This is a genomic window from Roseofilum sp., from assembly GCF_982964205.1.
Window position 1 is genome coordinate 1 of record NZ_CEZBFX010000064.1, and the last position, 12656, is coordinate 12656.

Genomic DNA, 12656 nt, shown 5'->3' on the forward strand with positions numbered 1-12656 from the left:
GGCGATCGCCAACTGATAGGAACTGGAGGATATCATCCCATATCTAAAGGGTACAAAGCTGTAGAAATTCGCAAAATGTATTTATTACCCTCCGCCCGTGGACAAGGACTTGGCTCTTTTCTCTTAGACACTTTAGAATCAAGGATTCAATTCCAAGGGTATCAACAGATTTGGGTAGAAACAGCCTCCGTCCTCCAAGAAGCGATCGCCCTCTATGAGAGCAGGGGATACCAGAGAGCAACCGGAGTCGAAACCCCTCGCTGCGATCGGCTCTACATCAAAACCCTCTTGACCTAACTTAACATTTGCCCAGTACGCCATCCAAGACAATAATAAAGCTGTACACATACTCTGAAACATACGTTGCATGACTACAGCCGGACTCACCTCTAACCTCATTAACGGTATCCTCTCCATTAAACCCCTCGCCACCTTAGCCAAACACCAAGCCCGCAAAATGATCATTAAACGCGCCGAAAAAATTGGCGTTCCTTGGCGAGAAGAAGTCAAAACCCTGCAAACCATTGATTGGACTCCCCGACTACAAACGATCCAAAACCCCAACATCACCTACCCCGCCTATTACCTCCAACCCTTCCATGCTTACGAGCAAGGCGATCTCTGTTGGGAAGCCGCCTTAGAAGCAGAAGTCGCCGCCAAAGCAGTTCATGCCCAACTCTGGAAAGATGCCGGAGCCAAAGGAGATGAACGCTTACGCCAAACCTATCATCAAATCCTACTCGAACAGCTAACCCCCGCGCCCCAAGATATTCTAGATGTCGGCTGTAGCATTGGCATGAGTACTTTTGCCCTCCAAGACACCTATCCTAACGCCACCGTTACCGGACTGGATTTATCCCCCTACTTCCTTGCTGTAGCTGGATATCGAGCTGAACAAAGACAAAGCCAGCAAAAAACAAAAACGCCCAACTCTTGGATTCATGCCCGTGCAGAAGAAACCGGACTTCCCGACGCTTCCTTCGATCTTGTTTCCCTCTTTCTCATTTGCCATGAATTACCCCAACAAGCTACCCATCAAATTTTCCGCGAAGCTCGGCGTATTTTGCGTCCCCAAGGTCATCTTGCCATTATGGATATGAATCCCCACTCCAAAGTTTATGAAACCATGCCACCCTATGTCTTTACTCTACTCAAAAGCACAGAACCTTGTATGGATGAATATTTTAATTTAGATATTGCACAAGCCTTAATCGATGCTGGGTTTCAAGCTCCCTCAATTCAACCTAATACCATCCGCCATCGCACCATTATTGCCCAACGAACTGAATAAGAGATTGAGCTTCAGATCCGAGTAAGAGCAAAGCAAAGTATGGTTGACTCAATGAAGCCGTTGCTTTAACCTTATTCACTCCCTATGCTGATCCAATCTTTATCATTGTAGTGGTTCTAGCAATGGCTTCTCTGCTCATAAGTATCATGAAGTTGTCTATGTAACTACTCAAGCAGAGAAATTTAGGTGATTTTTTTACTGCAACTCATAACATCACAAAGCGCTGTAAGGCTTTGTACTCCATAGAAAAGAGAATCGCTATACCGATAATTTCCTGCCATAAATCCATGAATATACTGGGTATTTCATCTAAACAAAAAACATCGTTTACCAAGCTTCTCATTGATTTAACCATATTGTTTTTTCTCACTCCTCTCGCGAGCAATCGATTCGGTTATTTAATTATTAGCTTTGGATTCTTGATGACCAACCTTTTGGTTGTCAACACCTTGTCTATGCCAAAACTATGGATTTATATCTTAAGACTTTTAGCTGGATTATCATTTATCTTAGATATTCTTTATTTTGAAGGAAGTATTATTTTAAATACCTTGACAAATCTGGTTGCTCAAATCTCCTACGCCAGTTTTCTGATCCTAGCAATCCTTGCTATAGGCAGCAGGATTTTTAGTCAAATCAGAGTCGATCTAGATGTCATCAATGGAGGAATTTGTATTTTTATCCTGTTGGGATTTCTCTGGTTAATGTTTTATCAGATTATTTTGATATTCGATCCAGATGCTTTCCATCTTTCATCCTCAGTCTTAGAGCTAGAAAATGGCTATGAAATTGTCTACTACAGTTTTACAACTTTAACAACATTAGGCTATGGAGATATTGTACCCGTTAATAAATTTGCTATGACTTTGGCTATTTCAGAGGCAATAGTAGGGTTAATGTATCCATCTATTTTTATTGCTAGATTAGTGGGTCTGTATACCACACAAGCTAAAGCTAATGAAGATCGCTCAAACATAAGCTAATATCAAATTCTTACAGAGCTTTGCGCTCTAGTAGAAGAAGTGAACAACAGACTAAATTTAGTTTTGAGCTTATCCAAAACTGACGTTTTTTAAGTGGAGGTTTCTAGGGAAATGAGATAAGATTCTAAAAGAAGTTTGGCAATGGTAAAGATAGGGAATTTTTGCGATCGCCTTCGCCAATGAAGTTAAAGTCTAATCTTAATAAACCCTAACTAGCTTTCACTCGCATCAACACTTGTCCGAACTCAATGGGTTGGGCATTTTCCACCAAAATTTCTACCACCTCTCCAGAAACTTCCGCCTCCAGTTCATTCATCAACTTCATCGCCTCAATAATACATACCGTATCCCCTACCTGAATCTGAGCGCCCAGTTCCGTAAATGGAGCTTCATCAGGAGTTGCAGCGCGATAGAATGTACCTACCATTGGTGACTTAATCTCTTCTAACTTTTGTTCTAGAGGAGGTGGAGAGACTTCAGTTGCTGGAGGCACTGTTGGAGAACTTGGTGTCGGTGGCACCACTGGAGTTTGGACAACTGGGGGAGATACGGCAATCTGAGAAACACTGGTTACCGTTCCAGTTTCTCCTTTACGAACTGTCAACTCAAAGGCATCACTCTTTAACGTCAACTCCGCCACATCGGTTTGACTTACAGTAATAATTAACTCACGGAGTTCGTCAAAGTTCAAATTCACAGTTTCTTCACCCTTTCTCTAGTGTTTGGAATACAATCGTTTTAACCCGTTTGGTTAATGCCGTTACTTTTCTCGACCTAAGTACTCATCATTGCGGGTGTCAATTTTAACTTTTTCTCCAATGGAGATAAACAAAGGAACCATAACCGTTGCGCCGGTTTCCACAGTAGCTGGTTTCGTTCCTCCTGTAGCCGTGTCTCCCTTGACTCCGGGATCGGTTTCCGTGACTTCTAAAACGACAGAATTGGGTAATTCTACCTCTATCACTTTCTCGCCCCAGGTAAGGACATTCACTTCCATTTCTTCCTTAAGATATTTGACGCGATCGCCAATTTGGGATTCATTCAGGCGACTCTCTTCATAAGTCTCCATATCCATGAATACAAACTGATCCGCTTCTCGATAAGTAAACTGCTTCGTTCGCTTCTCTAGATTGGCTTGAGGAACTGTTTCACCGGCGCGGAAGGTGCGCTCAACCACACTTCCTGTTTGGGCATTCTTCAGCTTTGTCCGCACAAAGGCAGATCCCTTACCTGGTTTAACGTGCAAGAACTCGATTACCCGCCATACACCGCCATCGAGTTCAATGGTCACGCCCGTTCTAAAATCGTTACTCGAAATCATAAAAACGCTGGGTCGATTTAGATTATGCAATCATTGGCATCCTATTTTAACTCCCGTTGGGCCTTTTGTTTAAGTTTGTTGGGGATGGGAGGATAGGGGGATGGGGAAGATTGCCTTTTGCCTCTTACCTATTCCCTATTCCCTACGTCGTGTATTCAGCGTTAATCTTGACGTAATCGTAGCTAAGATCGCATCCCCACGCTTTGGAGGTTCCCGGACCATTGCCGATGGAAACACCGATTTTAACGGTATCGGCTTGCAAATATGCACCTTGGGCAGCTTGTTTCATGTATGCGCTGGCAGCATCGCGGTCGAAGGTGAGGGGTTGGCCATTCTCCATCATCTTGAAGTCGCCTAACGTAATATTGAGGTTTTCTGCTTCAAAGTGGACTCCAGCACGACCGGCAGCAGCCGCAATTCTTCCCCAGTTGGGATCGCGGCCAAAAATGGCCGATTTGACAAGGGATGAGCCGACAATGGTTTTAGCTACTTGACTAGCCGCTTCTTCGTTATCTGCACCAGAGACTTCGACTTCGAGTAAACAGGTTGCACCTTCTCCATCACGGGCGATCGCCTTGGCCAAATATTGGCATACTGTGGTTAACATGGCTTCGAGTTTTTCGGCTTCCGGCCCCATGCTGGTAATGGCGGGAGTGCGAGATTGACCATTGGCTAGGGCAATCAAACTATCATTGGTGCTGGTATCGCCATCGACGGTAATTTGGTTAAAGCTGCGGTTCGCTGCTCGGCCGAGCATTTCTTGCCACAGATGAGGGGAAACTGTAGCATCACAGGTGACGAAGGCTAACAGGGTGGCCATATTGGGATGGATCATCCCAGACCCTTTGGCAATACCACCAACGCGGACGGGGCGATCGCCAAATTCGGCTTCTAGAGCGATCGTTTTTGGCACTAAATCCGTGGTCATAATGGCTTTAGCAGCGGTATCTGAGCCTTCACTCGATAAACTGGAGACCACTTGGGGAATACCAGAGCGCATGGCCTCCATTTTAATTCGCTGACCAATGACACCAGTAGACGCTAAAAGGATCGACTTCGGATCGATATTGAGAGCTGTGCCTAACAGCGATGCACTCTCTAGAGCATCATTCCATCCAGCTTCCCCTGTCGCTGCATTGGCTTGACCAGAGTTACAGAGAATGGCTTTAGCGCTCGCTTTCTTCTCCAAACGCTGACGACAGTAGTCTACACAAGCAGCACGGACTTGTACCGTGGTAAAGACTCCTGCGGCGATCGCTTCCACATCCGATACAATCAACGCTAAATCCGGTTGTCCTGAAGGCTTTAAACCTGCTGTAATGCCTGCGGCTTGATACCCCTTCGGTGCAGTGACTCCGCCTTCTATGACTTGCCAATCTGACATACCTGTAAATTCCCCTGCTGTCAATCGGTACGAAAGGCAATTATAGCGCTTTGCGCTGGTAATGGGTAATAGCAAGGCAATAGGGAGACCCAGATGTCCTCGATTCCCTATTCCCTAAATTCCAAAAAAAATAAGGAGAGCCACAGGACTCTCCCTACCATCAGGGTGCATCTACTTATCATATTATTACATAGTAGGGGTGTGGGGTAAAACCCCTTTTTATAATTTTTTGATGAAAAAATTGGGGCGTTTTAAGCCCCATTTTCGTACAAAAATCAGTGTTTTTTCTGATTCTATTTATTTCGATCCCTAGAAGATGAATTAATTCATGGAATATACTTCAGGGTTATCTTGGATAAAGGAACGGCTGTCCTAGCAAAACAGCAGAATTTAGATTGATATTTCAGTATTACTATGGAGACAGCTACGGACTGGAGATCTCGGCAGTAATATCAAGAAATGATGAAGCTCAAGCATCTAACTGCTTGGCTAAGAGTTGGTTGGTTAACTTTGGATCGGCTCGACCTCCAGTTTTCTTCATCATTTGCCCTACAAAGAAACCTTTGAGCTTGGTTTTACCATTGCGGTACTGCTCCAGTTCCTTGGGATGAGCGGCTATTACTTCGGCGATCATGGCGTTGAGGGTTTCGGGATCGGAAATTTGGGTTAACCCCTTACTTTCAACTAATTTTTCCGGCGATCCACCTTTGGTGAGTAATTCCGGGAGCAGATCCTTGGCAATTTTCGAGCTAATGGTTTTGGCTTCAATGAGCTTGATTAACTCAGCTAAGGCTTCTGGACTGAGGGCAATTTCAGTGATTTTCACTTTCTCGGCATTGAGATAAGCGGCAATATCGCCCATAATCCAGTTTGCTGCCAGTTTGGGGGTTCCACCAGCCGCGAGGGTTGCCTCGAAAAAGGTCGCCACGCTGCTATCATCGGTGATTACGCGAGCATCATAGGAGGATAAGCCTAACTCGGTTTCATAGCGATCGCGTTTTTGTGCGGGTAATTCGGGTAATTCTCCCTTCCATTGGGAGAGTCGATCCGCAGAAACCTGAAGTGGGGGTAAATCCGGTTCAGGAAAATAGCGATAGTCGCTCGATCCTTCCTTACTCCGCATACTGATGGTGCGTTGCGCTCCTTCTTCCCACAGGCGAGTTTCTTGGAAAATTGGCTCTCCGGCTTCAATGGCTTCAATTTGCCGTTCAATTTCATAATCAATAGCTTTTTGAATGGCGGTAAAGGAGTTCATATTCTTAATTTCCACCTTCACGCCAAACTCTTTTTGTCCCACAGGACGCACGGAAATATTCACATCGCAACGCAGCGATCCTTCTTGCATATTGCCATCGCTAACGCCCAGATAGCGGACGATGCGGCGTAATTCTTGGGCATATTCAGCCGCTTCTTCGCCAGAGCGTAAGTCGGGTTCCGAGACAATTTCAATCAGAGGAATGCCTGCCCGATTGTAGTCTACGAGGGAGAAGGTGGAACCGGAAAGGCGATCGCTCCCTCCATGGACTAATTTCCCCGCATCCTCCTCCATGTGCAAGCGGGTAATGCCGATTTTTTTTCGTTGCGGTTTCCCCTCTTTATCCGCTAACTCAATTTCCAGCCACCCATGTTCGGCAATGGGGAGATCGTATTGAGAAATCTGATAGTTTTTGGGCAGATCGGGATAAAAATATTGTTTGCGATCGAACTTGCTGTATTCGGCGATCGTGCAGTTCAGGGCTAAACCCGCTTTCACGGCATATTCTAAAACCTTCTGATTCAAAACCGGCAACACCCCCGGTAAACCCAAGCAAATGGGATCGATATTCGTGTTCGGTGTTGCACCAAAGGCTGTGGAGGAATAGGAGAAAATCTTGGTTTCCGTACTCAGTTGGCAGTGAGTTTCCAAACCAATAATCGCTTCATACTCGGTTTTTGCAGGTGCAGCAGTGGCCATAGGTGAAGTCTTCTTTTAAGTTCAGGTTAACTTCCATTATCGCCGATCTGTGGGGGATGAGGGATCTTTTTCATGGGTGTTGTAGATTAGCCCTCTTCTGTCACTCTCCGAGAATGAAGATAGAATAAAATAGAGTATCAATAGCTAAAAGCGAGATAGATCAATGGATGTAGAGTTACAGATCTTAAAACATTGTTCTTATTTATGGAGGGGATTTAATAAATTGATTAACACCGTTAATCAATTTCAATCCTTTTATCCTTCCGGATAATTGGCAGATTTCCTATTCATTGAACTCGGAGAGTGACAGAAGAGGGATATTTTAGATTTTGATAACAAAATTTTAGATCCCTGGAAAAAGTTTTTGAGATTATTTGCTGATTGAGTGGGATTATAAGCTATCAATTTATACTTTTTCTAAACATTTTTTTGCCTGTTCTGATTCATGGGAAATAAATTGAGCAGGTCGGACATATTGATTCAAGATTCTCTCTATCCGATCTAGTCCAATTTCTTCCATGAAATCCACTCTTCTCTCCTCAACCAACAAATTCGTTTTTTCTATGTAGTTTCCAATTTTAGAGCCAAGTCTATCAATTCCTATATTAGGAACACCTAAAATGTCAGCTAAAATAATCGAGTGCAATCGATTTCCGAAATGAAAATCCATGGCACTGAGAATCTCGATAAACTCTTCTGGCTCTTCCCATGAGTGTAATTGATAGTTCTGCTGGGGTAGATATTTCTTTAACCGTTCATGGAATTGATTATCATTTCTTTCTGTTCCCACATGACCGGGGAGTAAATGAATCACTGAATTGTATTTTTCAATCACAGGTAAAAGTTGATGCGCATAGAACTCGCCTCTACCTTCTCCCCACCAAAATTTACCAGAAAATGAAATATTTTGCAGTTGATTATTGGTTTTAGATTGAATATAATTGTGGTAAATATTTAAATCAATAAATACTAAATCCCCACCTAGGTAAATTGCCTCTTTATTTTTAAAGTAATTAGAGGCTATATCATACGATGACCGATCGCGCACATACAAAAGAGATGATTTTTGGAAAATATCATAGCTTTCCTCTTGGACTTCCGCATCAACCGCTTCTAAACCAATTCCCAGAAAGCCAAACTTTTTCCCCATTAGTCTAGATAAGGACTGGATTCTCAACAAATTCGTTGGACGATCTCGAATATTAACCGTCCCTCCTCCCCAAAAAATTCGATCGCTCTTGAGAATTAAGAGAAGTTTTTGTAACTTCGATAATTTTTCTTCACCATAAAAGGTGACTTTTTCATTGTTTTTAGGGTAATAATCTTCTTTGCAGAGAATGAAGATATTAACGACATCAGATCGACAGGAAAAATAGTTACTGAGTTGCTTGACAAATAAATCATCTCCAATATTCCTCTGTCCATAATATCCCATCAGCAAAATATTCATGGATTTTCCTCGGTAAACTTTGTAGAATTATTATATCCCATCTTAAGAGAACTCTTTTGTTGCCCGACTGTCACGCTGAGACCCAATGATTAAAAACTCATACTATTCCAGGTTTCTGCGGCATCTGATATTGCTCGATCGACCGTTTTTTCGTCTAACATAGCGGCTTGTAGGTTGTCGTAAAGGGCTTGTTTTAATTCAGTTAATCCTTTCATCGCGGGAATTAAAACTTCTGCGGAGTCTAATTGTTGGGAGCTGATTAAGCGGGCAGTTTCTACGGGAGTGGATTGGGGAGTCGATTTGAGTTGACTTTGATACTCTTGTACGGATTCTACCGTAGAGGGTAAGACATGGGCGGCTTCGGTAAAAGCCAGTTGGTTTTCAGGGTTGGTAACGAAGAGGGCAAATTTGAGGGCGTTTTTGGGTTGATCGGTTTGACGAGGGATGACTACGTTCATGACGGCAACGTTGATTTTACCGGTATTTCCAGTGATTTGGGGAGAACTTTGGGTGACTTCGGCAATGGTGGGCGCGTTGGTGGCGATCGCATTCATAAATTCTGGGCCAGAGAATAATAGTGCCACTTCGCCAGCTTGGTATAATTCAATGGCTCGCCGATGTCCCTGGGTTAGCACTTCCCTGGGTAACCAGCCTTTTTGGTATAAATCCACCCAATATTGAAAGGCGGCTTTACCTTCTGGGGTATTAAACGCAGCTTTGCCTTCCTCATCCACTAACGTCACCCCCATTTGTACCATGGACTCTAGGACTTCCGAGGAATCTTCAGGGACAAAGGTGACAAAAAAGGCAAATTTTCCAGTTTTTTCTTTCACCTGTTGGGCGACTTGTGCCAACTGAGCATAGGTTTTCGGAGGTTCCGTAATGCCCGCTGCCTGTAAAATGGATTGATTATGTAGAGTGATGCGGGTGGTGAGATACCAGGGTAAACCGAATGTCATCTCATTGAGGGTATTGGCTTTCCAAATACCAGGTAAATAGAGAGAGCGATCGCCCTCACTAATACGCTCCTCCAGGGGCAACCATGCTTGACGAGCCGCCAACGTAGAAGCAAAATTGGGATTCAGATTCACGACATCTGGAGCCGTTTGTGCTGCCACAGCCGTTAAAATTTTACTCTCCATGGCTGCCCAAGGTACATCCACCCAACGAATCGTTATTCCTGGATTTTCAGCCTCAAACTCGGCAATCAAATCATTGAAATAATCCGTAAACTTAGGTTGTAATTGCATCGTCCAAAATTCCACTTCCCCGGAAGCAGAATCCTTGGGTTGGGGCGTGCCACAACTGATGAGCCAAGTCAGACAAAAGGCGATCGCCATCCATACCCAAAACGACTTGCGACGAAGAGAAAATATCATACACCCACCTAAATTAGGAGAAGCTCTAATTATCAAGCATCTAAGCTCAATAATCAATTGACCGATACATTAAGCCACAATTTAAGCTATAACAGGAATATTACAAACCTCTTCTTGAATCAAGAGGCGATCGCCCGACTCCAGATTAGGTTCAGGACTGTTGACTAAATGTTTAGATCATCAACTATGTACAGCTTAGTCTAAGTCTGTCATAGTTGGTCTAAAGTTTTTCAGAACGGAAGCTACTGCTGTGAATCTTCTTGACAACCTCAAAGGTTTATTATCTAAACGGCCAAAAGGGATTGGAGTTGAACTGACTCCAGAACAGATTAATATTGTTCAAGTCCTGAAAAAGGGTCAAGCATACAAACTTCAATCCTTCCACTCCATAGAAGTGCCAGAAGGTATCTATGAAGATGGACAGATTTTAGATGCTCCTGCGATGGCAGAACTGATTCAAAGCTGTCTGGAGGAAAATAAAATTACCGTAAAAAATGCCGCTTCTGCGGTATCTGGACGAGAAGCAGTAACCCGCCTGATCCCAGTCCCGGCTGAGTTAGATGATAATGAACTGCGGGAAATGGTATTGAACCAGGAAGCCGGATTATACCTGCCTTTCCCGCGAGAAGAAGCAGATGTAGATTACCAGAAACTCGATCTGATGGTCGATGATGATGGTATAGAAAAGGTCCGGGTTTTATTAGTAGCGACGCGCAAAGAGGTCACCGACAATTATATTAATACCTTTGAACAGGCGGGGTTACGTCTGGATGTCTTAGAAATTAGTAGCTTTTCTCTAATTCGTACCATTCGCGAAGAATTGCGACACTTTGCCCTAGGAGAAGCCGTGGCGATCGCTAATATAGAATTTGAAGGCACAGAAATTGCGATCGTTGTGGATGGAGTACCCCAATTTTCCCGTACCGTTCCCATCGGCACCAGCCAGATCCAAAATGCCCTCTGTCAAGCCATGAACCTGCCCCCATCCCGGAACCCCGAAATCCTCCAAGGAATGACCATTCCCCTAACTCCCGTCGACAGTGTACAAACCGGTATGACTGGCTCCAACCCCGGTGCGGCTGCTATGGTAAGAGTATTGGGAGAATTAGCCGATGAGCTGCGCCGATCCATTGACTTTTATGTAAACCAAGGGGAGAACCAAGAAGTCGCCCAACTCCTGCTCTCAGGTAGTGGGGCGGGAATTGGTCAATTAGATGAATTTTTAACTCAAAGGCTCAGTGTTCCCACGTCCCAAGTCGATCCCATTGAAGCCCTGTCGTTGGAAATAGACCAGGAAATCCCCCCTGCCCAACGGCCTGGATTGGGTATTGCCTTGGGTCTAGGCTTACGATATGTGATGTAGAGGAAAACACCCATGTATGGACTCGATATTAATTTTCTTAAGGATAGACCCGGATATTTAGAGACTCCCGCAACCAACCCAAAAGGAGGGGGAGGCAGTGCTAGTCCCACGAATGCAATTCCCCTGATCGCCGGTTTGGTTGTAGGGGCAGCCGCTGTGGGTGGAACCTTGGGGGTGAAATTATTCGTTATTGACCCGCAAAATGCCGATCTGCAAGCTCAATTAGATGGGATTAACGCTAATATTGAACAACAAGAGGCGAAAACCCAGGAAATTGGGGCAATACAAGTCCAAACTGAAGCGATTCGCACCCAAACCTTGGCCCTGGCAACGGTGTTTAACCAGATTAAACCCTGGTCAGCCCTACTACAAGAAATCCGCGATCGCGCTCCGGCAAGCATTCAGATTAGTAGCGTTGAACAAATCGAGTTTGAACTGCCCGATCCTAATCCCCCCGAAGAAGCCCCAGACGCAACCATCAATATTAAAGGGCTACAAATTCAGGGGAGCGCCCGCAGCTATGATGATGTGAACGATTTTATGCTACTGCTGAAAAACTCCGATTTTTTAGCTGGCGAAAAAACTAAACTCCTTCGTGCCAACCTGGAAGCAAACAACACTCAAGTCGAAGTACCAGAAGGTAGCGATTTAGAAGTTAGCCTTCCAGATGTGGTTGCCTTTAACATTGAAACGCCCTTATCCGATAAAGGGGCATCAGAATTAATGGCCCAACTAGAAAGTAAAGGAGCCATTGGCTTAGTCAGTCGGATTGAAACATTAAGAGAAAAAGGAATTTTAGAATAATGACACTAGCAGGAGATTTAGGAACAGTCGGGGCTGAAGACGAAGGCAAAGGTGGCAATCCAATTAATCTATTTATTGGCATTGGCATTGGTGTAGTGGGCTTAGGAATAGCTGCATTCTTAGCCTATAGCCAAGTGCTGCCTGCCATGGAGAAAAATAAAGAACTGCAAGCCGAGGTTAATGATAAACAAATTCAGGTTAGACAAGAGCAAGAATTGCAAAATCAGCTTCTGGCAGCCCAAGAAGATCAAGAATTAGCCAAGCAGCAAAGCCAAGATGTGACGACCCTATTTGCAGATGATGCTGCTCTCGATACTCTACTGCTCGATATTAACCGCATTCTTAAGGAGCGAGGGGTGGAGTTAATGCAGTTTGAGCCAGATTCTCAAGGCATACAATTAGTAGAAGATGGTTCATTAGGGACAGCAGTTGATGGTAAGCTCAGAAGCCAGGGTTACCGCCTCCAATTTTCGGGAACGTTCGATCAGACTCGTTTGGTATTACTCAATCTTGAGCGCCTGCAACCCTTATTAGTGGTAGATTCCATGAGAGTCACGGTTGATCCATCTTCCCAAGAGGTGTTATATCAAGGGGGGAGTTTAGTCGCCCAGAATGCACCTAAACTAATGACAGAAATGGAAATCAAGGCTCTGCTTCCTGCCGAACTCCCCCCCCCACCGCCACCGGAAGCTGAAGCTGAAGCCGCCCCTGAAGGTTAAAACGACCA

12 protein-coding genes are annotated in these 12656 nt (G+C 44.4%); 6 read left to right on the forward strand and 6 right to left on the reverse strand.

Annotation, left to right across the window (positions count from 1 at the left end; all coding sequences use genetic code 11):
* From AC3A14_RS15500 to AC3A14_RS15510, 3 genes are all read left to right on the forward strand, one after another.
* A partial coding sequence (locus tag AC3A14_RS15500; RefSeq protein ID WP_487779054.1) for a GNAT family N-acetyltransferase occupies nucleotides 1-297 on the forward strand: 297 nt, incomplete at its 5' end.
* 70 nt (nucleotides 298-367) lie between these two features.
* Nucleotides 368-1291 (forward strand): class I SAM-dependent methyltransferase, encoded by a 924-nt coding sequence (locus tag AC3A14_RS15505; RefSeq protein ID WP_318734064.1) that lies wholly within the window; start codon nucleotides 368-370, stop codon nucleotides 1289-1291.
* Nucleotides 1292-1578: 287 nt separating this feature from the next.
* On the forward strand, nucleotides 1579-2274 hold the full coding sequence (locus AC3A14_RS15510) for a potassium channel family protein (protein ID WP_318734062.1): 696 nt from the start codon (nucleotides 1579-1581) through the stop codon (nucleotides 2272-2274).
* A gap of 208 nt (nucleotides 2275-2482) precedes the next feature.
* Here the strand turns inward: AC3A14_RS15510 and accB are convergent, their stop codons facing one another.
* The 6 genes from accB to AC3A14_RS15540 form a co-directional block, all read right to left on the reverse strand.
* Nucleotides 2483-2971, reverse strand: coding sequence for an acetyl-CoA carboxylase biotin carboxyl carrier protein (gene accB / locus AC3A14_RS15515; RefSeq protein WP_318734060.1), 489 nt, complete (start codon nucleotides 2969-2971; stop codon nucleotides 2483-2485).
* A gap of 63 nt (nucleotides 2972-3034) precedes the next feature.
* Nucleotides 3035-3595, reverse strand: coding sequence for an elongation factor P (gene efp, locus AC3A14_RS15520; protein ID WP_318734058.1), 561 nt, complete (start codon nucleotides 3593-3595; stop codon nucleotides 3035-3037).
* 142 nt (nucleotides 3596-3737) lie between these two features.
* Entirely contained in the window at nucleotides 3738-4979 is a 1242-nt protein-coding gene (argJ, locus tag AC3A14_RS15525; protein WP_318734056.1) for a bifunctional ornithine acetyltransferase/N-acetylglutamate synthase, read from the reverse strand.
* Between the two features lie 469 nt (nucleotides 4980-5448).
* Nucleotides 5449-6933, reverse strand: coding sequence for an Asp-tRNA(Asn)/Glu-tRNA(Gln) amidotransferase subunit GatB (gene gatB / locus AC3A14_RS15530; RefSeq protein WP_318734054.1), 1485 nt, complete (start codon nucleotides 6931-6933; stop codon nucleotides 5449-5451).
* A gap of 406 nt (nucleotides 6934-7339) precedes the next feature.
* The gene (locus AC3A14_RS15535) at nucleotides 7340-8383 is read right to left on the reverse strand and encodes a polysaccharide pyruvyl transferase family protein (RefSeq protein ID WP_318733834.1); all 1044 of its coding nucleotides are present in this window, start codon (nucleotides 8381-8383) and stop codon (nucleotides 7340-7342) included.
* Nucleotides 8384-8472: 89 nt separating this feature from the next.
* Complete coding sequence (locus tag AC3A14_RS15540; RefSeq protein ID WP_318733835.1) at nucleotides 8473-9762, reverse strand: ABC transporter substrate-binding protein; 1290 nt, start codon at nucleotides 9760-9762, stop codon at nucleotides 8473-8475.
* A 250-nt stretch (nucleotides 9763-10012) separates the two neighbouring features.
* On the opposite strand from AC3A14_RS15540, the gene pilM reads away from it, so the two are divergent.
* Genes pilM through AC3A14_RS15555 form a run of 3 tightly spaced genes read left to right on the forward strand, consistent with a single transcriptional unit; the run spans nucleotide 10013 to nucleotide 12648 of the window.
* The gene (pilM, locus tag AC3A14_RS15545) at nucleotides 10013-11125 is read left to right on the forward strand and encodes a type IV pilus assembly protein PilM (RefSeq protein WP_318733837.1); all 1113 of its coding nucleotides are present in this window, start codon (nucleotides 10013-10015) and stop codon (nucleotides 11123-11125) included.
* A 12-nt stretch (nucleotides 11126-11137) separates the two neighbouring features.
* Nucleotides 11138-11929, forward strand: coding sequence for a PilN domain-containing protein (locus AC3A14_RS15550; RefSeq protein WP_318733839.1), 792 nt, complete (start codon nucleotides 11138-11140; stop codon nucleotides 11927-11929).
* A complete protein-coding gene (locus tag AC3A14_RS15555) occupies nucleotides 11929-12648 on the forward strand; it encodes a hypothetical protein (RefSeq protein ID WP_318733840.1) in 720 nt (239 codons plus the stop codon). Before AC3A14_RS15550 ends, AC3A14_RS15555 begins: the two co-directional genes overlap by 1 nt.
* Nucleotides 12649-12656 lie beyond the last annotated feature (8 nt).